This window comes from Nonomuraea aurantiaca, from assembly GCF_020215705.1.
In the GTDB taxonomy this organism is placed as follows: domain Bacteria; phylum Actinomycetota; class Actinomycetes; order Streptosporangiales; family Streptosporangiaceae; genus Nonomuraea; species Nonomuraea aurantiaca.
Window position 1 is genome coordinate 1 of the sequence record NZ_JAIWNB010000059.1, and the last position, 25,962, is coordinate 25,962.

Annotated in this window: 29 protein-coding genes and 1 pseudogene; 15 read left to right on the plus strand and 15 right to left on the minus strand. The window is 70.5% G+C overall.

The genetic code is table 11. The features are described from left to right. Positions 1-471 precede the first annotated feature (471 nt). Genes LDL49_RS54230 through LDL49_RS54240 form a run of 3 tightly spaced genes read right to left on the minus strand, consistent with a single transcriptional unit; the run spans position 472 to position 2,536 of the window. A complete protein-coding gene (locus LDL49_RS54230; protein ID WP_225302792.1) occupies positions 472-639 on the minus strand; it encodes a hypothetical protein in 168 nt (55 codons plus the stop codon). Then, on the minus strand, positions 636-1,616 hold the full coding sequence (locus tag LDL49_RS54235; protein ID WP_225302793.1) for an alpha/beta fold hydrolase: 981 nt from the start codon (positions 1,614-1,616) through the stop codon (positions 636-638). The genes LDL49_RS54230 and LDL49_RS54235 overlap by 4 nt, the downstream gene beginning before the upstream one ends. Beyond that, the gene (locus LDL49_RS54240) at positions 1,613-2,536 is read right to left on the minus strand and encodes a zinc-binding dehydrogenase (RefSeq protein ID WP_225302794.1); all 924 of its coding nucleotides are present in this window, start codon (positions 2,534-2,536) and stop codon (positions 1,613-1,615) included. Before LDL49_RS54240 ends, LDL49_RS54235 begins: the two co-directional genes overlap by 4 nt. An 88-nt stretch (positions 2,537-2,624) precedes the next feature. Here LDL49_RS54240 and LDL49_RS54245 point away from each other — a divergent pair, with 88 nt between their 5' ends. Continuing rightward, positions 2,625-3,578, plus strand: a complete 954-nt coding sequence (locus tag LDL49_RS54245) for a LysR family transcriptional regulator (RefSeq protein WP_225302795.1) — start codon at positions 2,625-2,627, stop codon at positions 3,576-3,578. A gap of 65 nt (positions 3,579-3,643) precedes the next feature. Here LDL49_RS54245 and LDL49_RS54250 read toward each other — a convergent pair whose 3' ends face one another. Then, the gene (locus LDL49_RS54250) at positions 3,644-4,516 is read right to left on the minus strand and encodes an alpha/beta fold hydrolase (protein WP_225302796.1); all 873 of its coding nucleotides are present in this window, start codon (positions 4,514-4,516) and stop codon (positions 3,644-3,646) included. Between the two features lie 53 nt (positions 4,517-4,569). Here LDL49_RS54250 and LDL49_RS54255 point away from each other — a divergent pair, with 53 nt between their 5' ends. Then, on the plus strand, positions 4,570-5,034 hold the full coding sequence (locus tag LDL49_RS54255) for a MarR family winged helix-turn-helix transcriptional regulator (RefSeq protein WP_225302797.1): 465 nt from the start codon (positions 4,570-4,572) through the stop codon (positions 5,032-5,034). A 57-nt stretch (positions 5,035-5,091) separates the two neighbouring features. Here the strand turns inward: LDL49_RS54255 and LDL49_RS54260 are convergent, their stop codons facing one another. After that, positions 5,092-5,724, minus strand: coding sequence for a TetR/AcrR family transcriptional regulator C-terminal domain-containing protein (locus LDL49_RS54260; RefSeq protein ID WP_225302798.1), 633 nt, complete (start codon positions 5,722-5,724; stop codon positions 5,092-5,094). A gap of 80 nt (positions 5,725-5,804) precedes the next feature. Between LDL49_RS54260 and LDL49_RS54265 the strand changes: the two genes are divergently transcribed. Genes LDL49_RS54265 through LDL49_RS54275 form a run of 3 tightly spaced genes read left to right on the plus strand, consistent with a single transcriptional unit; the run spans position 5,805 to position 7,165 of the window. Continuing rightward, positions 5,805-6,053, plus strand: a complete 249-nt coding sequence (locus LDL49_RS54265) for a hypothetical protein (RefSeq protein WP_225302799.1) — start codon at positions 5,805-5,807, stop codon at positions 6,051-6,053. After that, positions 6,050-7,009 (plus strand): quinone oxidoreductase family protein, encoded by a 960-nt coding sequence (locus LDL49_RS54270; RefSeq protein WP_225302800.1) that lies wholly within the window; start codon positions 6,050-6,052, stop codon positions 7,007-7,009. Before LDL49_RS54265 ends, LDL49_RS54270 begins: the two co-directional genes overlap by 4 nt. Before the next feature lie 18 nt (positions 7,010-7,027). Continuing rightward, entirely contained in the window at positions 7,028-7,165 is a 138-nt protein-coding gene (locus LDL49_RS54275; RefSeq protein WP_225302801.1) for a hypothetical protein, read from the plus strand. A gap of 12 nt (positions 7,166-7,177) precedes the next feature. Here LDL49_RS54275 and LDL49_RS54280 read toward each other — a convergent pair whose 3' ends face one another. After that, complete coding sequence (locus tag LDL49_RS54280) at positions 7,178-7,825, minus strand: hypothetical protein (protein WP_225302802.1); 648 nt, start codon at positions 7,823-7,825, stop codon at positions 7,178-7,180. Between the two features lie 210 nt (positions 7,826-8,035). Here LDL49_RS54280 and LDL49_RS54285 point away from each other — a divergent pair, with 210 nt between their 5' ends. Both LDL49_RS54285 and LDL49_RS54290 read left to right on the plus strand, forming a co-directional pair. Then, positions 8,036-8,317 carry a hypothetical protein gene (locus LDL49_RS54285; protein WP_225302803.1) on the plus strand — a complete coding sequence of 94 codons (282 nt, stop codon included), beginning with the start codon at positions 8,036-8,038 and terminating at the stop codon, positions 8,315-8,317. 20 nt (positions 8,318-8,337) lie between these two features. Beyond that, complete coding sequence (locus LDL49_RS54290; protein WP_225302804.1) at positions 8,338-9,483, plus strand: hypothetical protein; 1,146 nt, start codon at positions 8,338-8,340, stop codon at positions 9,481-9,483. 145 nt (positions 9,484-9,628) lie between these two features. Here LDL49_RS54290 and LDL49_RS58000 read toward each other — a convergent pair. The 3 genes and pseudogenes from LDL49_RS58000 to LDL49_RS54310 form a co-directional block, all read right to left on the minus strand. Continuing rightward, positions 9,629-10,428, minus strand: a pseudogene (locus LDL49_RS58000) (FAD-binding oxidoreductase). Between the two features lie 166 nt (positions 10,429-10,594). Further along, entirely contained in the window at positions 10,595-11,020 is a 426-nt protein-coding gene (locus tag LDL49_RS54305; protein WP_225302807.1) for a DUF4267 domain-containing protein, read from the minus strand. 64 nt (positions 11,021-11,084) lie between these two features. Continuing rightward, positions 11,085-11,237: a hypothetical protein gene (locus tag LDL49_RS54310; protein WP_225302808.1), complete on the minus strand. Its 153-nt coding sequence runs from the start codon at positions 11,235-11,237 to the stop codon at positions 11,085-11,087. 113 nt (positions 11,238-11,350) lie between these two features. On the opposite strand from LDL49_RS54310, the gene LDL49_RS54315 reads away from it, so the two are divergent. Further along, positions 11,351-14,623, plus strand: coding sequence for an ATP-binding protein (locus LDL49_RS54315; RefSeq protein WP_225302809.1), 3,273 nt, complete (start codon positions 11,351-11,353; stop codon positions 14,621-14,623). A 196-nt stretch (positions 14,624-14,819) separates the two neighbouring features. On the opposite strand, the gene LDL49_RS59645 is transcribed toward LDL49_RS54315, so the two are convergent. Next, positions 14,820-15,143: a nuclear transport factor 2 family protein gene (locus tag LDL49_RS59645; protein WP_372470733.1), complete on the minus strand. Its 324-nt coding sequence runs from the start codon at positions 15,141-15,143 to the stop codon at positions 14,820-14,822. 147 nt (positions 15,144-15,290) lie between these two features. On the opposite strand from LDL49_RS59645, the gene LDL49_RS54320 reads away from it, so the two are divergent. Continuing rightward, positions 15,291-16,127, plus strand: coding sequence for an SCO6745 family protein (locus LDL49_RS54320; RefSeq protein WP_225302810.1), 837 nt, complete (start codon positions 15,291-15,293; stop codon positions 16,125-16,127). A 133-nt stretch (positions 16,128-16,260) separates the two neighbouring features. On the opposite strand, the gene LDL49_RS54325 is transcribed toward LDL49_RS54320, so the two are convergent. Beyond that, positions 16,261-17,550 (minus strand): FAD-binding oxidoreductase, encoded by a 1,290-nt coding sequence (locus tag LDL49_RS54325; protein WP_225302811.1) that lies wholly within the window; start codon positions 17,548-17,550, stop codon positions 16,261-16,263. Positions 17,551-17,624: 74 nt separating this feature from the next. Between LDL49_RS54325 and pdxR the strand changes: the two genes are divergently transcribed. Beyond that, on the plus strand, positions 17,625-19,040 hold the full coding sequence (gene pdxR / locus LDL49_RS54330) for a MocR-like pyridoxine biosynthesis transcription factor PdxR (protein ID WP_225302812.1): 1,416 nt from the start codon (positions 17,625-17,627) through the stop codon (positions 19,038-19,040). A 27-nt stretch (positions 19,041-19,067) separates the two neighbouring features. Here the strand turns inward: pdxR and LDL49_RS54335 are convergent, their stop codons facing one another. Continuing rightward, entirely contained in the window at positions 19,068-19,409 is a 342-nt protein-coding gene (locus LDL49_RS54335; protein ID WP_225302813.1) for a hypothetical protein, read from the minus strand. Between the two features lie 213 nt (positions 19,410-19,622). On the opposite strand from LDL49_RS54335, the gene LDL49_RS54340 reads away from it, so the two are divergent. Both LDL49_RS54340 and LDL49_RS54345 read left to right on the plus strand, forming a co-directional pair. After that, on the plus strand, positions 19,623-20,207 hold the full coding sequence (locus tag LDL49_RS54340; RefSeq protein WP_225302814.1) for a TetR/AcrR family transcriptional regulator: 585 nt from the start codon (positions 19,623-19,625) through the stop codon (positions 20,205-20,207). Further along, positions 20,204-21,682, plus strand: coding sequence for an MFS transporter (locus LDL49_RS54345; RefSeq protein WP_225302815.1), 1,479 nt, complete (start codon positions 20,204-20,206; stop codon positions 21,680-21,682). Before LDL49_RS54340 ends, LDL49_RS54345 begins: the two co-directional genes overlap by 4 nt. 13 nt (positions 21,683-21,695) lie before the next feature. Here the strand turns inward: LDL49_RS54345 and LDL49_RS54350 are convergent, their stop codons facing one another. Continuing rightward, on the minus strand, positions 21,696-21,845 hold the full coding sequence (locus LDL49_RS54350) for a hypothetical protein (RefSeq protein ID WP_225302816.1): 150 nt from the start codon (positions 21,843-21,845) through the stop codon (positions 21,696-21,698). A gap of 39 nt (positions 21,846-21,884) precedes the next feature. Beyond that, positions 21,885-22,007: a hypothetical protein gene (locus LDL49_RS58005; RefSeq protein ID WP_263656703.1), complete on the minus strand. Its 123-nt coding sequence runs from the start codon at positions 22,005-22,007 to the stop codon at positions 21,885-21,887. 233 nt (positions 22,008-22,240) lie between these two features. Here LDL49_RS58005 and LDL49_RS54355 point away from each other — a divergent pair, with 233 nt between their 5' ends. Next, the gene (locus LDL49_RS54355) at positions 22,241-22,378 is read left to right on the plus strand and encodes a hypothetical protein (protein WP_225302817.1); all 138 of its coding nucleotides are present in this window, start codon (positions 22,241-22,243) and stop codon (positions 22,376-22,378) included. 417 nt (positions 22,379-22,795) lie between these two features. On the opposite strand, the gene LDL49_RS54360 is transcribed toward LDL49_RS54355, so the two are convergent. Beyond that, positions 22,796-23,392 (minus strand): helix-turn-helix domain-containing protein, encoded by a 597-nt coding sequence (locus tag LDL49_RS54360; RefSeq protein ID WP_225302818.1) that lies wholly within the window; start codon positions 23,390-23,392, stop codon positions 22,796-22,798. Positions 23,393-23,504: 112 nt separating this feature from the next. Here LDL49_RS54360 and LDL49_RS54365 point away from each other — a divergent pair, with 112 nt between their 5' ends. Both LDL49_RS54365 and LDL49_RS54370 read left to right on the plus strand, forming a co-directional pair. Next, positions 23,505-24,323, plus strand: a complete 819-nt coding sequence (locus LDL49_RS54365) for an MBL fold metallo-hydrolase (RefSeq protein WP_225302819.1) — start codon at positions 23,505-23,507, stop codon at positions 24,321-24,323. Positions 24,324-25,075: 752 nt separating this feature from the next. Next, the coding region (locus tag LDL49_RS54370) for an MFS transporter (protein ID WP_225302820.1) at positions 25,076-25,962 on the plus strand (887 nt) is incomplete at its 3' end.

A 25,962-nucleotide genomic window follows, 5' to 3' on the forward strand; every position in this document is an offset into this window, starting at 1 on the left:
CGGCGCACTCGTCCTGGCCCGCGCCACCAAGGACTCCCCCCTCTCCGAGGAGATCCTCACCGTCGCTCGCACCGCCCTGACAGCGGCACCGTGACAGCGACCGTCATTCCAGGGCGAGTCGTACGGGCCCGCCCGCGGCGAGCGCGAAGGGAACGCGAAAGACCCGACCCTGTACGGCTGGCCTGGGCAGGCGGGTACGGCCGGGGAAGCGCCCGTCCTGGGTGGCGGCGATCCGCGGAAATGCCCGGATGGCGTCGCACCACAGCAGGGACGGCGGCTACGTGGCGGCCGTCGAGCGCGGCGATGTCGGCGGTTCCGTCCGTGGTCTGCCTGGCCGTTCGGGCGAGCGCTCGGAGGGCAGCGCCTAGTGGGCCGGGTTACCGACCACAAGCGTGTCGCCGAACCGCTGAGTAACACCCCAGGCACCACCCTTCGAACGCGGCGGGGCCGCGCTGCGGACCGCGAGGGAATTCACCTCGCCGAGGCCGTGCGCGAGGGCCGAGTGGCTTTGAACGCGATGCCCCGCCCATATCGGCAGTCCGGGATCAGGAACGATCCGACGGGGCGGTGTGCGGCGGCCAGTCCCATACCGCTCGTGCCGCCGGTGATCAGGGCGGTCTTGTCGGTGAAGCGTGTCATGCGAGTGCTCCAGCGATCCAGTCGGCGGCCGTGGCCAGCCAGTCGGGGCGGGCGTTGCCGAGCAGGTGGTCGCCATGTGGCAGGGACACGTAGCGCCCGTGCGGTGCCAGGCGGGCCAGCGGCTCGCCGTTGGTCACGCCCGGGATGACGTCCTGGCCGCCGTCGATGACCAGCAGCGGGCAGGTGATCTGCGGGGCGAGGGCGGACAGGTCCACCTGGCCGGCGAAGCGGCGGGCCGCTTCTTCGCCACCGGCCCGCTGGGTGAGGAGATCCCGTACGGGAGGTGGCAGGACGTCCCAGCGCAGCCGGAAGGGGCCACTGACGGTGACGGCGGCCGCGACGCGGCTCTCCCGAGCGGTACTTTCCGCGACGTAGTAGCCGCCCAGGCTGAGCCCGACGAGTCCCACGTTCCGCGCGCCGAGTGCGTCGATGACCTGGCCGATCACGTGGTGGTAGTCGGCGCGGACGATGCTGGTGGCGGCGAGTGCGCCCTGTCCCGGTCCGTCCATGGCGAACACGGCCAGGCCCCGGCGCAGCAGGGCGGTGACGACGTCGTGGAACTCCTCCTTGCCGGAGTCCAGCCCCGGAACCACCACCACCGTCGCACCGGCATCGGCCGGGCCGCGCAACCAGCCGGTGAAGCCCGGCCCTTCGACCCGGCGCGCCTGTGGCTCCAGCAACTCCAGCGCCCGTCCCATGGCGGTGTCGGCCTCGGCCGCCGCGAGCGCGCTCTGACGGTTCGGTCCCAGGGTGGCGAAGTGGAACCAGCGCGCCGCCACCCGGAGGTGCTCGCCCGTTGAGATCGCCGTGGCCGCCTGCCCGGCGCGCGCCACGTGCTCGCGTGCGGCGCGCATGAAGGCCTCACCCCACTGGTCCGGGTCCGTCAGTTCACCGGTGACGCGCAGGTACTCGTGCGGATCCAGCCCGGCTCCGGTGGCGCGTGACAAGTTGGCGGCGGCGAAGTCCGCGGCGCTCATCGCGATGCTCCGATCGTCAGTACGGCCTTGCCGCGGATCCGGCGTTCCCGCAGATCGACCAGGACATCGGCGGTCCGGCTCCAGTCGGTGGTGCGGCCGATCTCGGGGTGCAGCCGCCCGCCGGTCGCCAGACGTACCAGGGTGGCCAGGTCAGGACCGTACGGCGCGCCCGCGTAGTGGAAGTGCCGGATCACGGCGTTCTGCGGCCCGGCCAGCAGATCGAAGAAGTTCACCGTCGCAGGGGTACGGCTGGCCTGCCCGAACCACACCAGAAGGCCATCCGGCGCCAGCCGGGCCAGCGCGGCCGGGAGCGCGTTGCCGCCGGTGGACTCCAGCACCACGTCGAACGGCCCGTCCGTCTCCTCCACGTCGTGCACGATCGCCGCGGCGCCCAGCTCGCGCAGGCGCGCGCCGCGCTCCGCCGTGGCGGTCACCGCGGTCACCTGCGCCCCGGCAGCGGCGGCGAGCTCGGTCAGGTAGTGTCCCACTCCGCCGGAGGCGCCGGTCAGCAGCACCCGCCTGCCCGTCACGGCGCCGGCTGTGCGAAGCAGCCGCAGCGCGGTGATCCCGGCCAGTGGCAGGGCGGCCGCCTGCACGGTGGTGAGCCCGTCGGGCAGGACGGCGATCGAGTGGGCGGGCACGGCCGCGTACTCGGCCCAGCCGCCCATGGGTGGATGGCCCACCACCCGGCTGCCGGCCGGTGGGCCCGAGCCGTCGGCGGCGGCCTGCACGACCAGTCCTGCGACGTCCTTGCCCGGCTGCAGACCGGGCTCCGGCGTTTCCAGGAGAAATGTCTCTCCGCGGTTGGGTGAGAACGCCTCAACTTTGATCAGCACCTCGTCCGGGGCGGGCACGGGCTGTGCGGCCTGGGCGAACTCCACCGGCCGCGAGGCATCTCCCGTAGGGATCAATCTACGCATGCGGCCATGAAACCGGCGATCGGGTCGCCTGATCCAACAACAGGCGCGAGGAGCCGACAACCATGAGTTGTCGCCTATGGTGACAGCCGTGGACTTGGACCTGGCGCAGGTGCGCGCGTTCGTACAGGCGGCAGAAGAGCTGCACTTCGGCCACGCGGCCGAGGAGCTGTCGATCTCCCAGCAGGCCCTCTCGAAGCGGATCGCCCGCCTGGAGTCCACGCTCGGCAGGCGCCTGCTCGACCGCGGCGGCCATGGGGTGCGCCTCACCGAGGCCGGACAGCGTTTTCTGGAGCCGGCCCGGCAGGCGCTGGCCGCCGCCGACCTGGCCGTGGCGGCTGTGCTGGACACGCACCGCCCGCTGCGGATCGACGTGTGGGGCCACCTGTACGCGCCCATGCGCACCCTGACCCAGGTGGCGACCGGCGAGCCGCGGATGGAACTCGGCCACGGCCGCGACCTGCCGTCGGTGATCACCGCGCTGCTGCACGGCGACATCGACGCCGCCTTCGGCCGCGTCCACGCGCCGCTGCCCGCCGGGCTGACCCATCGCCTGGTACGGCTGGAACCCGTGGACGCCATCCTCCACGCCGATCATCCGCTGGCGAACGCGCCCGCGATCCGTCCGGCGCAGTTGCGCGACGGCGTGCTCTGGATCCCCGGCGCGCTCCACCGGTTGGACTTCCTGCACCGCTTTGCCACGGCCTTCGGCATCCACGAGCACGCCGAAGGCACGAACCTGGGACTGGACCGCCTGCTGGCCGACCTGGCAGTCGACCCGCGCCGCTTCAGCCTGCTGCCCGCAGACCTGCCCCTCCCGCCGCACCCGGCGATCCGCTCGGTCCCGCTGATCGACCCCACACCGCTGTACGCCTGGTCACTGCTCTGGCGCGGCAACGGCGGCCACCCACTGCTGGACACCTTGACAAGCGCCTTCGTGACGGAGGCCGAGCGCAATCGGTGGCTGGAACACGATCCCGCCCGCGATTGGCTACCTGAGCGCGACAGCACGGACGCCAGCGCATTGACCGGGGCAGCTGGATAGGACGGGCGGCCGTTGGCGCTGCAAATGATCGGCGTCAGCCGGCAGGCATGTCCCCGCCAACCAGGTCAGTTCGCGGTGCGTTGAGCGAAGTCGCGGATGATCCGCCAGACGCCGGCGGGTTGTTCCTCCTGTGCGAAGTGGCCGGCGTCGGTCACCGTCGCGGTGGCCAGTCTCCTCACCCCGGCGTCGCGGAAGCCCCGTGCGTAGGCGTCGATGTCGCCGCTCTCACGGTCGCCTCGCATGTACAGCAGCGGCGTGTCGGTGGCACCGGCTTCGGCGAACGCGGCATTGTCCACGGCGTCCTGCGAGAAGGCCCGGTACAGGTCGAATCCGGCGGTGAGCGCGGCATCGCCCCCGTACGCGGCGGCGTGGGCCGCCCGCGTGTCGGCGGAGATCCGGCCGGGGTCGGCCGACAGCACGTCGTAGAAGTAGTCGAAGTACTCCGCCTGGCGTCCCTGGACGAGGGTCTCCGGCAGGTGGGGGACGGTGTGCATGCCGAAATGCCAGATGTAGGGGTTGCGCAGCACCTCGCTCCAGGGGTCGACGCCGGGAATGACCGTGTTCATGATGACGACCCGTTCGACGTCGTTGAACTGCCGCAGGTAGGCGTAGGCGACCGTCCCGCCGGCATCGTGGCCGACCAGGGTCATGCCGGTGAGCCCAAGGTGCTGCACGAGAGCGTGTACCGTCTCGGCCAGCCGGACTTTCGAGCCGCCGACCGTGCCGGTGGACTCGCCGATGCCAGGCAGGTCGATGGCGATGATCCGCACGCCGGGCCGCGCGCCGTCCGCGGCCTCCATCACTCCCAGCCATGTACGCCACGACTCCGGCCAGCCGTGCAAGAACAGGAAAGGCCGCCCCTCGGTCGGCCCGGACTCGACGACGTGCAGCGAGAGATCGCCGATCGGCACGGTGGAGTCTCGCAGTTCGATAGACATGTCGCATGTCTATCAAAAGACATGTGCCATGTCTAACGGGTAGTCTGGCGTCCATGAGCGTCGACAGCACACGGCCCGTCTACGAACGCGGCACCGGCTTCTTGCTGGCGCGCCTGGGCTCGCTCACGGCACGCTCCTGGACGGCGTTCCTGAACGAGCATCATCTGACCCAGGGCCAATACACCCTCATGGTCGCGCTCAAACAGCACGAACCCGCCTCCCAGCGGCGCCTGGCCGAGCTGGTCGCGATGGACGCACGCAACATTGTGCTCATCCTGGACTCGCTGGCAGCCGCGAACCTCATCGAACGGCGCCCCGACGACACCGACCGCCGCCGCCGTATCATCACCCTCACCGAAGAGGGAAACAACCTCCTCATCATGGTCGCCGACGCGGCGGCCGCCGAGCAGGACCATTTTCTGCATGCCCTGAGCGGCGCCGAACGCAAGCGGCTCAACCATCTGCTCCAGCGGCTCTACGACTCCCACGTCCCCGCCGCCGACCCACAACCAGGCTGACCTTGCGATGGTGAGAGGCGCGGGCTTTCGGCTGGATGGTCCCAAGAGCCTTACCGGTCAGGAGGTGGGGCCGGACTGCGCCGCAGGACCATGGATGATCTGTTCCAGACAATCGCGGAACAGGTCGTCGACGGTGCGGCCAGGCTGGAAGTACTCTGTCACGCCAGCCATCACGGTGGGGTACGCCGCGGCGTACGCGGCCATGTCGAAGCCGTCCAGGGCGTCCGCGTCGGGGCGGCCGGCCTGTTCCTCCAGGACGTAGCCGACGGTGAAGCGCAACACCGTCAACACGATGAGGCGGGCCCGCCGCAAGGGAATGCCCCGTCCGACCAGTGTGCTCATCGCCAGTTCGGAGATGGCGGCCATCTTGAGGGACAGCTGGGAGGCCGAGATGATCCGGGCTCCGTCCGGGTGGGCCAGCAACGCGCGCCGCAGCCGCTCGGCCAGGCCGATCAGCCAGTCCTGCCAGCACTCCTCCGGCGCGGGCGACGCCGGCTCGGGGAACTGCTGCTCGAGAATCGCCTCGGCGATCGCGGTGACCAGCGCCGCCTTGTTCGGGATGTGCCAGTAAAGGGTCGGCGACTGTACGCCGAGCCGGGCGGCCAGTTTGCGCGTGGTCACACCGTCGAGACCCTCGGCGTCCAGTAGCGCGACGGCCTCGGTGACGATCCGCTGTTTGTCCAGAGCCAATTCCGTACCTCCCCTTCGCACCCTATCAGTGATAGAGTCCTCTATCAGTGATAGAGAGCTATGCGTCAGAGGAGGCACCGATGAGACACCGGCACTCGCTTCGCGACCTGCTGCACCGGGCGACCCATCGCATTCCGGGGGTTCCCGCGCACACCGAGCGGCCGACCGGGCATCAGGGCCAGGCCCGCCACGGCCATGGGTGGCGGCACTCGCTCATGCACCACCGTCCGCACCACCACGGGTTCAACCGCTCGCCGGCCCGTCCGCCTCGCGTCCTGGTGGCGTGGCAGACGCGGATCGCCCGCCTGTTCGGTCAGGAGCTGGGATGAAGGCGGCGGTGCTCCACGAGCTCGGCGGCATCCCGCGCTATGAGGACTTCCCCGATCCGGTGGCCGGCGACGGCGAGGTGATCATCGACGTCAAGGCGGTCGCCGTCGAGAACGTCGACAAGGCGATCGCGGCCGGTACGCACTACGCCGGCGAGAAGTACATCGGCCGGTTTCCGATGATCCCTGCCTTCGATGGCATCGGCGCCCTCCCGGACGGCACGCTCGTCGGGTTCGGCAACATCCGCCCGCCCTACGGCGCGCTCGCCGAGAAGGCCGTGGCGCCCCAGGGCTCCTACATGCCGATCCCCGACGGCATCGATCCAGCCGTGGGGACCGTGATGGCCTCGGCCACCACCGCCATGTCGATGAAGGCGGCCGCGGGGTTCGTTCCCGGGGAGACGGTGCTCGTGCAGGGCGCCACGGGGGTAGCCGGGCGGCTCGCGGTCAAGGTGGCCCGGCTGCTGGGCGCCGGCCGGATCGTCGCCACCGGCCGCGACGACGACCAGTTGCGCGAGGTACGGGCGATCGGGGCCGACACGGTGATCAACACCGCGGTCTCCGACGAGGCGCTGGCGCAGGCGTACCTTGACGCCAGGGGAGACGGTTACGACGTCGTCGTGGACTACCTGTGGGGCAGGCCCAGCGAGATCCTGCTGCGCGCGCTGGTGCCGCGGTCGTTCGCGTTCGGCAAGCCGACCCGGGTGGTCCAGATCGGCGAGTCGGCCGGCAGCGAGCTCGCCCTCGCCGGGTCGAGCCTGCGCACCTCCGGCGTGGAGATCTACGGCGCGGCCAAGGGCCTCGACCCGCAGACCATGGACGAGGTGTACCAGCAGATCGTGACGTGGACGCGGTCCGGCGAGCTCACCTTCGACGTGGAGAAGGTCCCGCTGAGCGACATCGAGACCGCCTGGCAGCGAACCGACCTCAAAGGCAGGCGACTCGTCGTGATGCCATGAGGCGACCTCGGTGCCGGTGTGAATGGGCCAGGCGGGCACACCTTCAGCGAGGATGCGCTGGGGGATGTCGGCTCGGTCGGCGTCGACGCCGAGCCCGTGCATCACCTGGGCGACGGGTCCATCGCTACGCTGATCCGCCACCCGACGGCCCGGTGAAGAGGCGCGGGGTCATTCGTCGTCTGGATCTGCCGGCTCCACGGACGGTGTGATCTGCAGTGGTGTCGCGGCCCCGCCGACGATCTCGCGCCCCTGATTCAGTGTGTAGTCAAGCTGCCTGGCCAGGAGCGGGAGGGTCGCCGGAGGTAGATACGCATCAGCGCCGGCGTCGAGCAGGCGTCGGACCGGGCCGTGGTACTGAACTCCCAGTTCGTGGTCCTCGATCTCGGTGACGATGACGCGAGCTTTCGGGAACATCGATCGCAGCGCTGCGATCAGCTGCGGGCTGCCTGGAGGTACCAGCAGCACATCGGTCGTCGCGGGAGCCGCATGCATATCGAGCACTACGTAGTCCGCCCCGAGCTGGGCGGACAGCGCAACCCGAGCCGCGGTCGACAGCTCCATCGCGGTGGCCACGACTGTCACGCTCTCGTAGTCGATCGGTGCTTGATCGTTGGCCTCATCCGGCGCGTCGCGATCGACGATGGCGCCTTGGACCACGTCAATGGTGCTGGAGATCGTCGCGATCGACGCGCCGTCACGCGTCAGGACCAAGTTCTCACCAGGTTCGAGGGCGTCGATGAGCGCCACGACGTCTTCGGGAAGGCGGGTCACGTCGATTCGCTGCGTGGAACGTGGGGCGCTTTTGCGGATCACCATGCCGGGGACACGCTCACGGCTGCGAGGGCACCCTGCGTCATGCGCGGCCCCGGTCGCCTGGCGAACGGCCCATCCACGGTGACATGGTCGCCTGCCCCGCAGTGCCGCTCAAGCAGCTGATCACATGAGTCCCTTCTGGCGCTGTGATCTTGTTGGATGCCACCGCAGGACCATTGGTTCGAGGCCGCGCCGGAGTTTCTCCCATCGTCCATGTCCGCGCCCATCGACGGCGACGCGAAGGTGATGGCCATCGCCGGCCTCCTCACTGTCGCGGCCTCCGCCGCCTCGGCGGCCGACACCACGACCGACCTCGGGGTGACCTCCGACTCCTACACCGCCGACCTGGCCGTCGGCGGCGGCCGGGTGTTCGTCCCCGCCGACGACCGGATCATCGTGGCCGACACCGGCGGAAACCTCACCGGCGTCGTCACCGGCCTGTCCGGCGTCCGCGGTGCGACACCGGCCCTGGCGGCGTCGTCGGCCTGGATCTGAGCGCGGCCACACCGGCGCCGGTGGCGGTCGGGGGCGAGCACCTGCGCGCTCCCGTGCTCGCGGCCGCCGGCGACACGCTCGTGGTCGGCCGGACCAGCCTGCACCACGCCGACATGCTGGTCCACGACGTCGGCGGCGCCACCCCGCAGCTGCGCGGCACGATCGACGGCAAGAAGTGGCGCATGGACTACCTGCGCGACCTCGCCCTGACCTCCGACGGCACCACCCTGTTCTCCGCGGCCGACACCCCCGGCCACTTCACCAGGTACGACACCACGACCCTGGCGGCGACCGGCACCTACGGCGACGGCTGGGACGGGTATCCGTCGGCCGTGGCGCTCGGCTCGGGCGGCGCCTACGTCGCCGCGGGACGCCAGTGGGGCAGCACCGACCTCACGCTCTACGACGCCGCGACCGGCGCGGCGATGTTCGCGGCCGACCAGCCGGACGCCGAACTGCTCGCCGACGGCGTCGCGTTCTCCGGCCCGGACGTCTTCGTGCTGCTGCGGAACTCCGCGGACCGGCTGCTGCTGTGGCGGGTGACGGGCGTCGCGCTGCCGACGTCCAACCTGACGGTGACGGCCCCGGCGCGCACGTATGTCGGCTCGCCGCTCACCGTCGAGGGGCGGCTCACCCGCACCGACGGTAAGGCGCTCGGGCTCAAGCCGCTCGCGGTGACCCGGCGCCCGGTCGACGGGACGAAAGAGCCGATCACCGGCGTGAGGACGCAGAAGGACGGCACGTTCACTTTCGAGGACACGCCGCCCGACATCGGTGAGGTGACCTACTTGGTGTTCTGGGACGGCGACGACCACTACCGCCGGAGCAGCGCCTCCGTCACCGTGACGGTCAGGCACAGATCCACCCTCACCATGGACGGGCCGCAGTCAGGCGTCGTCGGCACGGCCATGGAGCTGACCGGCGTGCTGATGGCGGGTGGCAAGCCGCCCTCGCCGGGGGCAACGCTCACCGTGCAGCGCAGCGTGTACGTCGGCAACGTCAGCGGTAGAAGCGTCAAGCTGCCGCCGGTGAGCGTGAACGCCGACGGCACGTACACGTTCACCGACACGCCCGCCATCGCCGGCACGTACAGCTACCTCGCGTTGTGGTCGGGGGAGGCCACGGCCGGGCCGGCCAAGGCCACCCATCAGATCATGGTCGAGTGACCTGACGGCCGTGGGCGGCGCAACGGCGGAGCCGGTCTATCCGTGCACCGGGTAGTTGGCGCGGAACACGTTGTGCGGGTCACGGGCCCGCCTGATCTCCCGCAGCCGCGCGAGCGTGCCGCCGGAGAAGGACTTCGCCGCCGTTTCACCGGGGGACAGCAGGGTGTACGGCTTGCGGCCGCTGATGTAGGCCTCCAGGTCGGCTACGACCTCGGCCTGCTTGGCGCGTGTCGCATCGGCCGCGTGCCAGCAGGTCCTGCCCTTGAGCGGCCTCTCCCAGGTAGGCCAGGTCCAGCGTGACCAGCGGCGGCGCGCCGGGGGGGTGGAGCCGGTTGATCCAGACACTGAGTTCACGCGGCGCCTCGGCGGTGATCTCCAGGAACGCCTCGTACACCTGCCTGGTCCGGTGCTCCGGCCAGATCACGCGTCCGCCGTACAGGGCCGGTACGGGATACAGCTGGAGTTCCAGGGCGGTCACCATCGCGAAGTCGCCGCCACCGCCGCGCAGTGCCCAGAACAGCTCGGGGTCGGACTCGGCGCTCACCCGGCCCGGCTCGCCATCGGCGTCCACGATGTCGATGGCCCGCACGCTGTCGGAGGCCAAGCCGTATGTGCGGCTGAACCAGCCGACCCCGCCGCCCAGGGTGTAGCCGGTCACGCTGACCCCCGGCGCGCTACCGGGTTCAGCAAGCCGGTACGCAACAGGATCAGCCCTTCCACATCACCCGAGGCGCCATGCCCGCTCGGCTGCGCGGTCACGGTCAGACCCGACCGCCGCGCGTAACGCACCAGCGCCGCTACGTCATCGGCATCCGCGGCCTCCACCACGGCCGCCACCGGCTGCCTGACGGTCAGATTCCACGCGGTGGCCGCCTGATCAAAGCCGTCGTCACCAGGCAGGAGCACACGCCCCTTGAGAACACCGCGCAAATCGTTGATCGTCATAGTCGTCTCCTTCTTCACGTTCTCGGAAATGCACCTGCCGGACCACGCGGTTCACGCGACGAGCAGGAGCACAGTGATCGCCGGCATCACCACGGCGCCGATCAGTCCGGCGAGCACAGTGGCGATGGTGCCGAGCATGAGTTGTCCCCTCGGCGGGGCGATGGCATCAGGCGGGCTGCGGGGCGGGCGTCGCCGGAGCGGCCGCGACCTTGCGTGTCTCGCGCAGCATCAGCAGGCCGTTGACCACCATCAGCGTCGCGGTCAGGCAGTGAACGCCGAACGCGGTGGTCACGGAGCCGTGGTGGGCCAGCACGGTGGTCATGTCGCCGTACGCGGCGAGGGACTCCACCAGCAGCGCCCAGCCCAGCGCCCGGCGGTGGCCCGTCACCAGCAGGATGCCCAGGACCAGGGCCATGACGACGTCGCGGATTCCCTTGACGATCAGGAAGCCGCCGCCGTCGCCGGACGGCCAGTTCGGCAGGCCGAAAGTCGGCGCGGTCGTCTCCGGGCTCAGGATGAACTCCGTCCCGAACCAGAGGATGAAGAGGATGAAGGCGGCGGCCAGGACGGTGTTGATCTTCTTCAGTGACATGGTTTCTTCTCCTTGCGAGTCTTCGGTGAGCTTGGTGAGTCGTGCGTGGGGTCTTGGGGTCTGGTCAGGCCGCGCGGACGCGGCTGATGTGGCGGGCGATCACCTTGGCGCGAGCGGTGTCGCCCGGGGCGACCGCCGCGACGAGCTCCATCAGCAGCCGCGACTCGCGGCGGAAGGCGCGGTGGACGATCTCCATGTCCTGGGTGTTGACGCTCATCTGTTCCTGCCCTTCATCTGTTCGGCGTGCTCAAGACTGCTCCCGGGGTTTTGGAAGGCACTTGGAGCCGAGTTGGAACGCGTGAGGCGGCCGCGCGTACGATGTGTCGCGTCATGGTGTTGATCCGGGTATTGGGCTCGTTCGCGGCCGAGGCCGGCGGTGAGTCCGTTCCTCTCGGCGGACCGCGGCAGCGCGGCGTGCTGGCCCTGCTGGTGGCGGCGCGCGGGCAGGTCGTGCCGGTCGACCGGATGATCGAGGACCTGTGGCGCGGCGAACCGCCGTCGCGCGCCCTGACGTCGTTACAGGCGTACGTTTCGAACCTGCGCCGCCTGCTGGAACCCGGCCGCCCGCCGCGGACCCCGGCCCGCCTGCTGGTGAGCGCGTCGCCCGGCTACGCGCTGCGGCTGCCGCCGGCGGCGGTGGACGCATGGCGCTTCGAGGAGCTGCTCGGCGAGGCCCGTACGCTCGCCGATCCCCATGACGCCCGCGCCCGCCTGGACGAGGCGCTGGCGCTGTGGCGCGGCCCCGCGTTCGCCGAGGTCGCCGACGAGTCGTGGGCCGCCGCCGAGACCGCCCGGCTGACCGAGCTGCGCCTGGTCGCCCGCGAACTGCGCATCGCGGCGGGACTGCGGCTCGGCGACCCCGCGGCGGTGGTGCCCGAGGCGGAGGGCCTCACCCGCGACGCTCCCCTGCGCGAGGAGGGCTGGCGCATGCATGCCCTCGCGCTGTGGAGCAGCGGCCGCCAGGCCGACGCCCTGGCCGCGCTCCGCCGCGCCCGCGCCGTCTTCGCCGAGGAGCTGGGCCTCGACCCCGGCCCGGACCTGGTGGCCCTCGAAGAGGCGATCCTCACCCAGCGCACGGACGTCCTCCGCGCGGCTGTCCCTCCCTCCCGCGCGGCCACGCCCCGGCCCCAGGCAACCGCGCCGCGGCCTTCGGACAACGGGCCCGGCGCGACGACGTTCGTGGGGCGGGAGGGCGAGCTTACGGCGCTGCTGGCGGCCGCCGGGGAGGCCGCCACCGATGGCGTGCGCGTCGCGCTCGTCACCGGGGAAGCGGGGCTCGGCAAGACGGCGCTGCTGGAGCACCTCGGCGCGCGACTCGGACGGGACGGGTGGCTCGTGGCCGCCGGGCGCTGTCCCGAGGTTGACAGCGCGCCGCCCGCGTGGGCGTGGGTCGAGGCGCTGCGGAAGGTGGCTGTGAGTGTTCCTCCGGGGGAGTTCGCGGCCGACCTGGCGCCGCTGCTCTCCGACTCCGCGCCAGTGGGCGGTGACGCGACGGCAGGGCGGTTCCGGCTGCGGCAGGCCGTGTGGAACTGGCTCGCGGCGGCGGCCGCCGCCGACCGGCCGGTCGCCGTCGTCCTGGACGACCTCCACTGGGCGGACGCCGCCACGCTGGAACTGCTCGGCGGCGGCGTCGGCGTGCGGGCCCCGATCCTGGTCGTCGCGGCGTACCGCGCGGACGAGAGCGAGCGCCTCACCGACACGCTCGGGTCCCTCGCCCGCACCGCGCCCCTCCGGCTGGACCTGCCCGGGCTGAACGGCGACGCCGTCGCGGAGCTCGTACGCGCCGAGTGCGAGGCCGACGACGCGACCGTGGCCGGGATCGCCGAGCGGACCGGCGGCAACCCGTTCTATGTGCGGGAGAGCGCGCGGCTGCTGAACGGCGAGGGCGCGCTGGTCGCGCTCTCCGAGGTCCCCGAGGGCGTACGGGACGTGCTGCGGCGCCGGCTCGCAAGGCTCCCCAAGAGCGGCGTGTCCGTCCTGCGGCTGGCGGCGGTGGCCGGCCGGGAAAGCTCGGTGGACGTGCTCGTGCGGGCCGCCGACTCCGACGAGGACGGCGTGCTGGACGCGCTGGACGCGGGCGTCATCGCCGGGCTGCTCGACGAGCCCGGGCCCGGGCGCGTCCGGTTCGTTCACGCGCTGGTCAGGGACACGCTGGTCGCCGATGTCAGCCGGTTGCGGGCCACCAGGATGCACGCCCGGATCGCCGCCGCCCTGGAGGGCACCGGCGACGTCGCGGCGCTCGCCCATCACTATGCGCGAGCGGGATCACCGAAGGCCGTCGGCTATTGCGTACGGGCCGCCGAGCTGGCCGAGGCGCGTTACGCCCACGACGTGGCGGCCGCGCTCCTCACCGACGCCGTCGCCAACTCCAGCGAACCGGACGAGCGCGTCGGCCTGCTCGGCAGGCTGCTGCGTGCGCAGATCAGGGCCGGGGCCGTCGCCGCGGCCAGGGAGACACGCGAGCAGGCCGTGGAGTACGCTGAGTCGATCGGCCGCGACGACCTGGTGATCGCCGCGTTCACCGCCTGGACCGAGCCCACCCCCTGGCAGGCCCACAGGTACGGCACGGTCGACCGTCCCGTCGTCGACCGCCTCAGCCGCCTGCTCAAGCGGACCGACCTCGCCCCCGACGTGCGGTCCAGCCTCCTCATCTCGTACGCCAACGAGCTGGTGGGAGGGGATGATCCGATGGTCATGACGGCGGCGCGGGAAGCACTCGACCTCGCCACCGATCCCCGCCTCCGGGCCGCGGCGCTCCTGGTCCTGTCCGGCGACCCCGGTCGGGAGGAGTACGCCCGCGAGCTGGTGGAGATCGGCGTCGAGCACGACCTGCCCGTCTACCGCGTGACCGGGCTGCTCAACCAGGCCGGAAGCGCCGCCGTGGCCAACGACCCGGCGACCATGCGCCGCGTGACCGGGGAGGCGCTCGACCTCGCCCGCGCCTACCGGATGCCGGAGGCGATCAGCGCCGCCGAGATCGCGCTGGCGACCCTGGTGCTCATCGAAGGCCGGTTCGCCGACGCCGAGCGCCTCTACACCGAGGCCACCGCACACATGGAACGCGCCGGCTCGGTGCACGCCGGCTTCCTCCCCCTCGCGCTGGCGACGATCCGGCTGAACGACGGCACGCTCGGCGACCATCTGGACGACGTGCGCGTTCTCCACGAGGAGTTGGGCCCGATGGTCGCCGACCTGCTCGCGCTCGCCCTCTACGCCGCCGGCCGCAGCGACGAGGCACGCCGGACCCGCGCGTCGAGCCCGGTCCGGCCCGACTTCTTCTTCACCTTCCTGACGAGCCTGCGCGCGATGGCGATCGTCGCACTGAACGACCGCGACGCCGCCGAAGAGATCTACGAGGACCTTCTTCCCCACAGTGAAGGCCCCCCGGCCGGCGCGGAGAGCCTGTCGCTGGCGCTGCGCCCGGTCGCCCACACGCTCGGCGAACTCGCCGACCTCCTCGGCCGCGACGAAGAGGCCGCCGCCCACTTCGCCCAGGCCGCCGTGATCGCCGACCAGTGGAACGCCCCCCAGTGGTCCGCCGACGCCCGAACACACGCCGACCTTGCCCTCGGCGTCCATGCCTCGCCCCTACAGGAACGCTGAAAGCAAGCGTCAGCTGTGGGACCGCTGCTGGCCGGGTGTACTCATCCGCGGCTGCTTCCAGGGGTACGCGCCGCTCTCACACGGGAGTAGGGACGCGTTCTGGTTCAGTTCGTCCTCGCAGCTCACCGAAGTCGGAAAAGATCAGTCCACTGCGGTTGCCTGCGACCACACGGCCTGCCAGCGTCCCTCGCGCAGCTCATAGCAATCGGTATGCCAGCAGGTAAGGAACAGAGGGTCTCCATGATCTGCGGAAACGCCGATCCGCGCCTGGTACCGCAAAATGGCCAACTGGTCGCTGCCGCGAACGGCGATGTCCGAGACGGCCTCGAACACCTGGTAGCGAAGTTGTCCAGAGGCGATATCGGCCCAGGTACTCCTCCTTCGACAGCGCAATGCCCCGCGGAGTGATCAGCTGATAGTCATCCGCGTGCAGGACGTCCGCAGCCGCCATGTCTCTCGTGACCAGCGAACGCAGGCGCTGCCGCTCGATGTCGCGCATCGTCTCGGCTTCTGGCCTCATTCCGCCTCGTCTCTCCGGCTTGCCGGCCGTCTCCTCATCGAAGGATCAAGATCCTATCGACCGGAGGTGTCGAATCCGGGCCGGGTTGTTCGTAGCTAGGGTGAGAGGCCGCCCACGAGGGCGCGGTCACGACCACAGGAGACACCGATGCCGCACCCAAAGGCCAAGGTCCACCGCATGTTCGAGCTCGTCGAGCCGATCGCCACCGTCACCTTCTCCGAGGTGGCGAACAAGGCGTTCCTGGCCCTCGGCATGCGCAACTACTGGGACGGATACTTCGCGGGTCGGGCCGCGCCGCTGGGACTGGCACCGGCCGAGGTGGTGCACGCGGTCTTCTACAACTTCGCGGACGGTGAGGTGGCGCGCCACATCCCGTGGGTCTGGGGGAAGATCAGCCCGGAGGAGGCGATCGCCGTGCGCGAGCGGAGCAGCGCCGCCGCGCTGCGGCAGATGATCGGGAAGCTCGCCGACTCCCCGGATCTGGTGCGGGTCGCCGACCTCGCCACCCGAGCAGCGGTCAGCGCGCCGACCGAGGGCCGAGCCCTGTACGCCGGGCTGCGGGCACTCGACGTGCCCGAAGAGCCCGTGGCCAGGCTCTGGCACGCGGCGACGCTGCTGCGTGAGCATCGCGGGGACGGCCACAACGTCGCCCTCGTCGCCAACGGCATCGGCGGCACCGATGCCCACGTCCTCCTCGCTCTCTCCCTCGGGATGCGGGCGGAGGAGTTCGGCCGGACCCACCACCTGCCCGAGGCACAGCTGGCCACCGTCGTCGACGGGCTGCGCGGCCGCGGCCTCGTGGACGCCGCCGGCGGGTTCACCGACGCCGGCCGGGCGACCAAGGCGCGGATCGAGGCCCTCACCGACGAGTTGGCGGCGCCGCCGTACGACGCGCTCAACGCGGACGAGTTCGACGAGCTGCTCGCGGGGCTCGAGCCGATCGCCACCGCCCGGCACAGCTCCGGCGACGATCACGTGGGCTGATCAGGCGACGACCGGATCAGAGCCGCCCTGCGGTTGTTCCTGGTGAGCTCACTCGAGCCGGACTAGCCTTCCGCATCCTGCCCGCGGTCCAGGACCGGTCCCGATGGGGCCTGGAGCAGTTGGACAAGAAGCGCTAGACGGTCGGCCGGATGTTCTGGTTGAGGTGGAAGACGTTGGCCGGGTCATAGGTGTTCTTCAGCGCGGTCAGCCGGGCCAGCTTGGCCGGCGGGAAGGCGCGGCTGAGGCTTTCGCCATTGAGGGTGTTGACGTAGGCGCCGCCGGCGTACGGGTCGAGGGTGGCGGCGTACGCGCGGATCGTGGCGATCCGTTCGGCGTCGTCGGCGGGGTCCTCCCAGCGGGTGGCGGTGACGAACTCGAACTGGGTGTCGCGGTGGCTGAAGGCGGCGTCGTCGTCCGCGACCTCGGCGATCGCGCCCCCGTACGCCTGCAGGCTGGCGCCGATGCCGGGGTTGCGGAGCAGGGCGCGGATCGCCTCGTCGGGCAGAGACTTGAAGTAGTGGCCTTTCCAGTAGCGGCGGAACCGATGTCCTTGCACGCTGTCCTCGCGGCTCTGCAGGGTCAGGTAGGACAGCTCCTCGACGCTCTCGGCAACTATCGTGCCGAACTCGCGGAAGGCCGCGACCAGCTCGGCGCCCTCGTCCGGGTCGCCGACCCAGACGAAGCCGATGGTCAGTTCCTGGCCGCTGATGCTCGCGGTGAAGGTGGCCTGGCGGGGCGCGGTGGCGTTCAGGTCGCGCCAGCCTCGCAGTACGGCGAAGGCCTCTTCCCAGGCGTAGGTGAACTCGGCGACGAGGGTGCGGGTGCCGACCTGGTGCAAGCGGAACTCGAACGAGGTGACGATGCCGAAGTTGCCGCCGCCACCGCGCAGTCCCCAGAACAGCTCGGGGTTCTCGGTCGCACTCGCTGTCACGATGTCGCCGTCGGCGGTCACGAGTTCGTACGAGGCCACGTTGTCGCAGGCGAGCCCGAACTGCCGGGCGAGCCAGCCCATCCCGCCGCCCAGGGTGAGGCCGCCGACGCCGGTGTGCGACACATTGCCGGCCGTGGTGGCCAGGCCGTACTCCTGCGCGGCGCGATCCAGTTCGCCGAGCAGGGCGCCGCCCTGGATCCAGGCGAGCCGCCGCTCGGGGTCGACGCGGACCTCGTTCATCGGCGTCAGGTCGATCATCAGCCCGCCCTCGGGTACGGCGAGTCCGGCGATGTTGTGGCCGCCGCAGCGGACTCCGATCTCCAGGTCCCTGGCCTGGGCGAAGCGGACCGCCGCCGCGACGTCGGCGGTGCCGTGACAACGGGCGATCACGGCCGGGTGCCGGTCGATCATCGCGTTCCAGACCGTTCGCGCCTCGTCGTACCCGGCCTCTCCCGGGTGCAGCAGTTCAAGGGTGAGAGCGGTGGTGGTCATCGTCGTACTCCTGTCGCAAGTGGGGGTGCTCACCACCCTGACAGCGAAGCGGTACTTCGATAAGGTCCAGTTCTATGAGTCGATCTAGGACCAATTCGGGCATCGGTGAGCTGCTCGTCGAGCTCCGGCGCGACTCGTCCGTGCCGCTGCACCAGCAGTTGGAGAGCGGCATCCGGGACCGGATCCGTCAGGGGCTGCTCCGGGCCGGCGCGGTGATGCCGGCGACTCGCGCCCTCGCGACGGATCTCGGATTGTCCAGGGGAGTGGTCGTCGAGGCCTACCAGCAGTTGGTGGCCGAGGGGTATCTGGTCAGCCGGACCGGCGGTTACACGCAGGTGGCGCCGGCGGCGACCGGGATCCAGGTGGAGCAGAAGAGCACCGCGACAACCGGCGGGGCGCCCCGGATCGATTTCAAGTACAGCAAGCCGGACGTCTCCCAGTTCCCTCGCGCCGCTTGGTTGCGGTCGATCCGCAAGGTGCTCAACGAGACGCCGAACAGGACCCTGGCCTACCTGGACGGGCGCGGCACCGCCGAACTCCGCGAGGCCCTGGCCGACTACCTGAACCGAGTCCGCGGCACGTCGGCGCGGCCGGAGAACATGCTGATCTGCAACGGCTTCGCCCAAGGTTCGCGGCTGCTCCTGCACGTGCTGGCGGCTGCCGGGTATCGCCGGCTGGCGGTCGAGAGCCCGTCCGACAACGAGCTTCGCGACGTCGCGAGGAAGGCGGGGCTGGAGACGGTCGGCGTACCGGTGCTGGAGACCGGGCTGGATGTGGAGGCGCTCGAGCGGTCGGGAGCCGACGCCGTCGTGGTGACCGCGGCCCACCAGTTCCCGACCGGCGCGGTGGCTTCGGCGCAGACGCGAGCCGGGTTGGTCGCGTGGGCCACGAAGCATGATGCCTTGGTCATCGAGGACGACTACGACGCGGAATACCGGTACGACCGTGAGCCGATCGGCGCCATCCAGGGCCTGGCCCCGGAGTCCGTGGTCTACGCCGGTACGGCGAGCAAGACGCTGGCGCCCGGGCTCCGGCTCGGCTGGCTGATCCTGCCGAGCCGTCTGGTCGAGCCGATGTCGACGGCCAAAGTGATCGACGATCGCGGCTCGCCGGTGTTCGACCAGCTGACCTTCGCGGACTTCGTCGCGCGGGGTGAGTTCGATCGGCACCTGCGCCGGATGCGGCCGCGGTACCGGCAGTTGCGGGACACGCTCGTCGGCCGGCTCGCCGAGCGGGTGCCGGACCTCGTACCGATCGGAGTCTCCGCCGGCCTCCATGTGATGACGTGGCTGCCGCCCGATCTCACCGAGGCCGCCGTGACGAGTGCAGCGCTGGAACGCGGCCTCGGGGTCTACGGCCTGGCGCCCTACTGGGTGGAGAGGACGGGACCGGAAGGTCTGGTCTTCGGGTACGGCAGCCTGACCGAACCGGCCGTCATCGAGGGCATCGACCTGCTCGCCGATGCCATCGGCTCCCTCCGCCGCCAGTAGCCGGCTACGCGAAATCGGTCGACGTGGTCAGGTGAGCCCGCTCGGCGGCACGGGATCGGGAGGCGCGGTCGGCGTCCAGACTCCCTCTCCGGCCGGCCTCGCGGCTTCATGGTGCAGGCCCTCTATCAGGAGGAACGCCAGACGTACGTCCTCCGCCAGGCCGCTCAGAAGCTGCACAGGCGCCTCCCCATCACCGGAGTGGTGGAGCCGGTGCTGGTCGTGGAGATGGCGGTGACGGTGGCCGGCGCCGCGCCCGAAAGTGGTGAGCGGGTTGGCGCGCAGCCTCGCGCGGCCCCACCCACGCTCCCCGAGGTTGGTATGACCGAGGGTTTGGAAGAGCACTGGCGGGCGTTCCTGGACAACGGTCACCCCACGACCGTCTGGAACCGCACGAGCGGCAAGGTGGAAGAACTGGCCGTGCGGGGTGGAGCATGTCGGCGAGGGTACGGACCCGTACTTTCGGCTGACCATCGGCGTCCACGACCTGCCGTGGTCTCGAGGTCTTACCCCCGCAGCGGGCATGGAAGCATCCCGGGTCCTCATGCATAGACACTGTCTATGTGGCAATGGTAGACAGTGTCTATGCATGAGGTTGACGCTGGACTGCGTGCCCGCCTGATACAGGTCGGGGTGGAATTGGTGACCCGCGAGGGGACGCAGGCGCTGTCACTGCGTGAGATCGCCCGGCGAGCCGGAGTCTCACACGGCGCACCGCGCCGCTACTTCCCCACCCACCTGGAACTGCTCTCCGCAATTGCCCGCGAGGGCTTCACGGCCCTGGGCGCCGAGGTCGCCCGGACGCTGGGCGACGGCCGGGCGGATCCGCGCGCGCAGTTGACGGCGCTGGGCCGGGCATATCTCGGCTTCGCACTGGCCAACCGCGGCATGTACGAGTTGATGTTCCGCCACGACCTGCTCGAGAGCAACCATCTGGGCCTGCGGGAAGCCAGCCTGCCGCTGTTCCACGTCGTAATGGATCTGCTGACCCGGGCAGGCCTCCGGCCGGGCGTGGACCCGCGGGTCGCCGCAGGCGTGCTGTGGGCGAACGCGCACGGCATCGCTCAACTGTGGGCCTGGGGCAGTCTGCAAGTGACCACCGGATCGGCAGAGATCGAACCGCTGCTGCGGGCCGCCGTGGAGGCGCACCTAGGGCCGGAACCGCGGTGACGCCGGGACGCCGCCGCCACCTCACGCTGGCCGCCAGCGTCACGGGGGCGGTCATCGTGGCCCTCGACGGAACCGTGCTCACCATCGCCCAGCCCGCCCTGCAAGAGGACCTGCACGCCTCTTTCGCGCAGGTCCAGTGGACCAGCACCGGCTACCTCATCGCCGTGGCCGCCCTGCTCGTCCTCGCAGGCAGACTCGGCGACCGCTACGGTCACCGCGAGGTCTTCGCCGCCGGGACCCTGGGCTTCGCCGCCACCTCGGCGGCGATCGCGCTGGCGCCTGACATTGTCTGGGTCATCGGCCTGCGGGTCGCCCAAGGACTTTTCGGCGCGCTGCTGCAACCGGCCACCCTTGGGATGCTCCGTGCCGCGTTCCCGGCCGACCGGCTCCCGATGGCCATCGCGGTGCGCAGCAGCGCCATCGGCCTGGCGGCCGCCGCCGGTCCACTCGTCGGCGGCGCGCTGACCGCTCACTTCGGCTGGCGCTCGGTATTCCTGCTGAACGTCGCCCCCGCGTTCGCGATCGGCGTGGCCGCGTTGGCCGTCCGCCTGCCGGCACCGCTCGACACCGGCACCGGCGCCCAGGCCGGCACCGGTGCGGGTGGTCGCACCGCCCCGCTCGGCCTGACCGGCGCCTGCCTGCTGGCCGCGGCTCTGGTGTGCTTCGTCCACACTCTGGTGGAGGTACCGCGTACGGGATGGACCGTGGGCACCGCGCTCGGACTGGCCGTGGCCGTCGTGGCGGGCGGCGCGTTCGTCCAGCACCAGCGGGTCGCCACCCATCCGCTGATACCCCGGCATGTGCTGGCGTCGGGGGCGCTGACCGCAGCGCTGGCCGTCCTGCTGGCGGCCTCCGCGGCGATGTTCGGGGCGCTGTTCGTCGGCAGCTACTTCCTGCAGGAGGTCCTGGCGCTGGACCCGCTGCAGAGCGGGCTGCGCGTGCTGCCGCTGGCGGTGATGATGGTGGTCGGCGCGCCGGTCGCCGCCGTGCTCCTGCGGCGGCAGGGTCCCCGCCGGACGGCGCTGGCGGCAATGGCCCTGGTCAGCTCGGGAATGCTGCTGCTGGCCGACGTGGACCGGTCGGCGGCCTCACCGGCGATGATGGGGGCGTTCCTCATGCTGGGCGCCGGCTTCGGCACGGTGATGGTCACGGCGACGGCCGTCGTCGTGCAACAGGCGTCCGCCGACGACTCGGGGGTGGCCGGCGGGCTGAAGCAGACCATCATGAACATCGGCCCGGCGCTGGGCATCGCCCTGGCCACCACGTCGATCACGCTCATCGCGCCAGGCCTGGCCACCGGACAGGGCGGTGACGGTGGATGGCGGTGGACGGCCGCGGCCTTCAGTGGCGCGATGGGGCCCACGCTGCTGCTTCTCGCGGGCGTCGCCGCGCTCGGCGTCCCGGCGGCGGTCAAGCTGCCCTCGCGCGCCGTCGCCGACCCGGCCTCGCAGCCCGCCGACAGCGCCAGCGGGTAGCGGGCTTCCCGCGTCACCTGTAGGGAAATGACGGAGGCCGGTCGGGGCTGTTGCCGGCCTGCCAGCCGTACAGGTCTTTGGGGTCCAGCCGGCCGTGGTTGACCCGGTCGGCCGCCCGCCCGCGTACACCGACGATGCGGCCGTCCTTGACCGCCATGTCCATCGCGTCCCCGTTGGAGTGCAGGATCGAGGCCGACTGCGCTTACGACTCGACCTCGGCCTCGGTCAGACCGTCTTCGAGGTAACCGTCCACGCGGGCCGGCCAGTCTTCCGTGGGCCCGTATGGCATGCGAGGTCCCCAGGGAATGGAGATACGGTCGGTCATTTCGCTGACTCCTTCGCGGTAGGAGATTCCGGCCGCCGCCCGAGCATGCCCGTCCGTCGCCGTGATGGGCCGACCTTTGACATCACCGGGTGCGCGAGCCCGGCCTGGGATGATCACGACTACGCGCTCAAGGCCGGCGCGACGGCGCAGGCCGCGGCTTCCAGCGTGGAGCTGGTACGCCTGGCTGTGCAAGACGACAGGGCACCGACCTGACCACGGCCGCCGAGGGCCAGGTGCAGGAGCTGCTCACCGAGGGCAGGCGGGTCGGCGTGGTGGGGCTCTGCCTGGTCGCGTGGCTGGTGATGCGGCGGGTCAGGTTCACCACCATGGAACGCGTCTTCGGCCTGGCCGGGCTGGCGCCCTGCCGTTGACCTACCTGCCGGTTCTGATGATCGCGAACGACCCTGGCTACAAGGCGGGCAGTCGGGTGTGGCCGGAAGCGTTGCCAATGTGCACATGCCGTGGTCGTGGCCGGTGAGCAGGACCAGGTGCCCGCCGCGGCCGGGAGCTGGCAGGGTGGGGTGGCGGATCTCCTTACGGCCAGGCGCGGGAGCACCTGAGCGGTCAGGGCGTGGGTCCGCTACGCGCTCCCGTGCAGGCCAGGCACCCCACAAGTTCCCCCGCTGCCCTCGGCGCGGCCGACCAGCGACCGGAACGTGGTCCAGGCGGTTTGCCGCCGGACAAGACCACACCGATTGTGCCGGAAGAGATCTGTGTGGACATCCACACCGTTGCAGGACGCCTCGGCCACGCAGGCGGCTTTGTCCAGGCCCGCAAGCTGCGGCCGGTCAGGTTCTGCGCGAGATGACCATGATGTATTCGCAGGGAGCGTTCGTTCGGTTGGCGAAGCCGTGGTCCGCGTCGGCCTGGAAGAACAGGGAGTCGCCTCTGTTCAGGGTCTCGCTGATCCCGCCGATCGCGACGGTGAGGGTGCCTTCGAGCACCACGAGTTGTTTCTCCGTACCCGGCGGATACGCGGGCAGCAGGCCGGTAGAGACCTGCGCGGGGAGGTAGTGGACGACCATCTCGGCTCCTCCCGCGCCCGGGGCCGCTGACACCATGTGCCGCTCGAAGCCGGTTTCCGGGTCACGGAAAACGGGGCGATCGTTCTTGCGCATGACAATGGCCACACCAGACGCGGCAGCAGCCGGCGCGCCGATCAGGTCCGAGAGCGACGCGTCGAGCGCGTGGGCGATCCTCGACGCGACGCCGATCGTCGGGCTCTTCTCCCCGCGTTCGACCTTGGACAGCATCGCCCGGCTGACCGACGACTGTGTGGACAGCTGCTCCAGCGTCAGGCCCGCCTCCTCGCGGCGTCGCCGCACGTTACCGCCGAACGCGCCGGCCAGGTCGTCACCGTGCTGTGGTTCGTCTTGCTCGACCACCGTGCTCCTCGATCGATGGGTGCCTTGCTGCCCACAGTGTAGGGTTTCTCCTAAAGAAGATAGAGTCTTCTATCGGAGATGAGCGATGTGCGCTCAACACGACGGAGGTTCCATGCGTTTGATCTCGAGTGGCCGGCACCATGCCACGTTCGAATTCGGCGATCTGCAGGTGATCTCGTTACGGGACGGCTACATCGACATGCCGCCGACACGGCTCCGCGACGAGGATGGGCGCACGCTCGACGAGCTGCCGGCCGCCGTCCCGCTGGCCGGCGACAACTTGCGGCTGTCGGTCAACGCCTTCTTCGTCACCGACGGCACGCGGTCGGTTCTCATCGACACCGGCGCGTCCAACGCCTGGCACGACCCCACCATGGGATTGATCTACGACGCGCTCGACGAAGCGGGAATCGACCGCGCGCATGTCACCGATGTGGCCATCACCCACAAGCACGAAGACCACGTGAGCGGCCTGATCGCGCCGGACGGCTCAGAGGCGTTCACCGAACTCGAGCGCGTGTGGATCGGCGCGGGTGACACCTCGGTGTTCACGGGGCGGCTCGAGCCGATCCGCGACCGGGTCGTACCCGTGTCGGAGAAGGTCGCGATCAACGACTGGACCACCGCGATCCCGACACCGGGCCACACACCCGGTCACACCGTCTACGACGTCAGGAGCGGCACCGGCCACCTTCTCGTCTGGGGCGACACCGTTCACGTTCCCACGCTCCAATTCGATCAGCCGAACGTGTCCTGGGAGCTCGACGGCAACCAGTCCCAGGCCCGCGCCGCGCGAGCGGCCCTCCTCGACCAACTGACCCAGCCACACCACTTCGTAGCCGGCGCCCACCTCGACTCACCCGGCATCGCCCGCGTAACCCACTCCGGCGACGGTTATGCGCTGGAATACCTCGCACCACCGATCGGCTGATCGAGCCGGCCGGCTCCGGGCCGCGCTCACGATGGCGGCCAAGGAGGGCAAGCTCGTCTGGCCCGGCTGGTCGCCCACGAACTCGACCACCTGCTATCCGGGGCTGCCGTGATGGAGGGTCCTGTCTTTGCTGGTTAGACGTCGGCGGCCGCGGTCAGCTCGAGGGGTGTCTCAGCTTCTTCGAAGTCCGCGGGCGCTGGCCCTCCGGGTGGCCGGTGCTGGTGTGCTCCTTCCGTCGTATGCCAGCGACTGTTGACTAACCGCGCTCGATGTCAACATCTGTTGGCCAGCACCCGTTGACATGGGAAGCCTTTAAAAGAGCTATTCCGCTACTGGACAAATCCCGCTCGCTATGGCCATGCGCCGATGAGCATGGAGACATCTATCTCATTGTGCGGAGCGCCATTTCATGGCCTCCCCATCGCTAACCCCTCTGACCTGGGACGCGACATCTCGGAAGCAGTTTTTTCGGGTTTTCGAGCACCTGTGGCAGGCCATTAGGGTGCACATTCATGGAATCGACTTTTCGATCGGCCGAAGAAGACGCGGCCGCCATGCGTGCCGATGAAGTGACCTCGGCGGAACTGCGGCCCGTAGCTGCCAGGGGTGCAGGTCGGTGCGCCAGAACCGCTGGTCGCCCAGGTCGGCGAAGCGGACGCGAACCAGTGACCGAGCATGGAGAAGATCCCGCACACCATTGACCGCGTTCAAAAGCGTGAGACCAGTCATTAACTGCTTTAGAAGGGATTTGCGTGAAAGCGTTGCTCACCCTGACCTGCGCAGGTCAGTTCATGGTGCTGCTCGACAACACGATCGTCGGCGCCGCCTTGCCCGACATGCAGCAGCGGCTCCACACCGGGCTGACCGGCCTGCAGTGGATCGTAGACGCCTACGTGCTGCTGGTGGCCATGCTGCTGCTGTCGGGCGGCGTCTTCGCCGACCGGTTCGGCCGCAGGCGGGTGTTCCTGGCTGGGGTGGTGGTGTTCACGGCCGCGTCGGTGGTGTGTTCGCTCGCGCCTTCGATCGGCTGGCTGATCGCCGGGCGGGTGCTGCAGGGCGTTGGGGCCGCGGCGCTGAGCCCCGCCTCGCTGGCGTTGCTCGCCGCCGCGTATCCCGCGCCGGGGGAGCGCGTCAGAGCGATCGGGTTGTGGGCCGGGTTCAGCGGCATCGGCCTGGCCGCCGGGCCGCTGGCGGGCGGGATCCTGGTGGAGGCCTTCGGCTGGCCCGCCATCTTCCTGGTCAACGTGCCCATCGGGGCGGTCCTGCTGCTGGCCGGGCTGCGCGTGCTGGGGGAGTCCCGCAACCCGAGCGCGCCGCCGATCGACGTCCCCGGGACGGTCCTGTCCGTCGCGGGCGTGGGCGCTGTGACCTACGGCCTGATCGAGGGTGGTTCGCGTGGCTGGACCTCGCCGGTGATCCTGGGGAGCTTCGCCGCCGGGCTGGTGCTCCTGGCCGCGTTCGTCGTGGTCGAGGGTCGTGTGTCGACGCCGATGCTGCCGCTGCGGCTGTTTCGGCAGCGGCTGTTCACGGTGTCCAACACGGCGATGGTCGTGGTGGGGTTCGCGCTGATGGGGTCGTCGTTCTTCTTCTCCCAGTTCTTCGTCTACGTCCAGGGCACTTCGATCCTGGTCGCCGGGCT

What these genes read in the sequence shown, in the direction of transcription:
- LDL49_RS54230 (WP_225302792.1), bottom strand. Translation starts at nt 639, where the DNA reads ATGACACGCTTCACCGACAAGACCGCCCTGATCACCGGCGGCACGAGC.
- LDL49_RS54235 (WP_225302793.1), bottom strand. Translation starts at nt 1,616, where the DNA reads ATGAGCGCCGCGGACTTCGCCGCCGCCAACTTGTCACGCGCCACCGGA.
- LDL49_RS54240 (WP_225302794.1), bottom strand. Translation starts at nt 2,536, where the DNA reads ATGCGTAGATTGATCCCTACGGGAGATGCCTCGCGGCCGGTGGAGTTC.
- LDL49_RS54250 (WP_225302796.1), bottom strand. Translation starts at nt 4,516, where the DNA reads ATGTCTATCGAACTGCGAGACTCCACCGTGCCGATCGGCGATCTCTCG.
- LDL49_RS54255 (WP_225302797.1), top strand. Translation starts at nt 4,570, where the DNA reads ATGAGCGTCGACAGCACACGGCCCGTCTACGAACGCGGCACCGGCTTC.
- LDL49_RS54265 (WP_225302799.1), top strand. Translation starts at nt 5,805, where the DNA reads ATGAGACACCGGCACTCGCTTCGCGACCTGCTGCACCGGGCGACCCAT.
- LDL49_RS54270 (WP_225302800.1), top strand. Translation starts at nt 6,050, where the DNA reads ATGAAGGCGGCGGTGCTCCACGAGCTCGGCGGCATCCCGCGCTATGAG.
- LDL49_RS54280 (WP_225302802.1), bottom strand. Translation starts at nt 7,825, where the DNA reads ATGGTGATCCGCAAAAGCGCCCCACGTTCCACGCAGCGAATCGACGTG.
- LDL49_RS54285 (WP_225302803.1), top strand. Translation starts at nt 8,036, where the DNA reads ATGTCCGCGCCCATCGACGGCGACGCGAAGGTGATGGCCATCGCCGGC.
- LDL49_RS54305 (WP_225302807.1), bottom strand. Translation starts at nt 11,020, where the DNA reads ATGTCACTGAAGAAGATCAACACCGTCCTGGCCGCCGCCTTCATCCTC.
- LDL49_RS54310 (WP_225302808.1), bottom strand. Translation starts at nt 11,237, where the DNA reads ATGAGCGTCAACACCCAGGACATGGAGATCGTCCACCGCGCCTTCCGC.
- LDL49_RS54315 (WP_225302809.1), top strand. Translation starts at nt 11,351, where the DNA reads ATGGTGTTGATCCGGGTATTGGGCTCGTTCGCGGCCGAGGCCGGCGGT.
- LDL49_RS59645 (WP_372470733.1), bottom strand. Translation starts at nt 15,143, where the DNA reads ATGAGGCCAGAAGCCGAGACGATGCGCGACATCGAGCGGCAGCGCCTG.
- LDL49_RS54320 (WP_225302810.1), top strand. Translation starts at nt 15,291, where the DNA reads ATGCCGCACCCAAAGGCCAAGGTCCACCGCATGTTCGAGCTCGTCGAG.
- LDL49_RS54325 (WP_225302811.1), bottom strand. Translation starts at nt 17,550, where the DNA reads ATGACCACCACCGCTCTCACCCTTGAACTGCTGCACCCGGGAGAGGCC.
- pdxR (WP_225302812.1), top strand. Translation starts at nt 17,625, where the DNA reads ATGAGTCGATCTAGGACCAATTCGGGCATCGGTGAGCTGCTCGTCGAG.
- LDL49_RS54340 (WP_225302814.1), top strand. Translation starts at nt 19,623, where the DNA reads ATGCATGAGGTTGACGCTGGACTGCGTGCCCGCCTGATACAGGTCGGG.
- LDL49_RS54350 (WP_225302816.1), bottom strand. Translation starts at nt 21,845, where the DNA reads ATGGACATGGCGGTCAAGGACGGCCGCATCGTCGGTGTACGCGGGCGG.
- LDL49_RS58005 (WP_263656703.1), bottom strand. Translation starts at nt 22,007, where the DNA reads ATGACCGACCGTATCTCCATTCCCTGGGGACCTCGCATGCCATACGGG.
- LDL49_RS54365 (WP_225302819.1), top strand. Translation starts at nt 23,505, where the DNA reads ATGCGTTTGATCTCGAGTGGCCGGCACCATGCCACGTTCGAATTCGGC.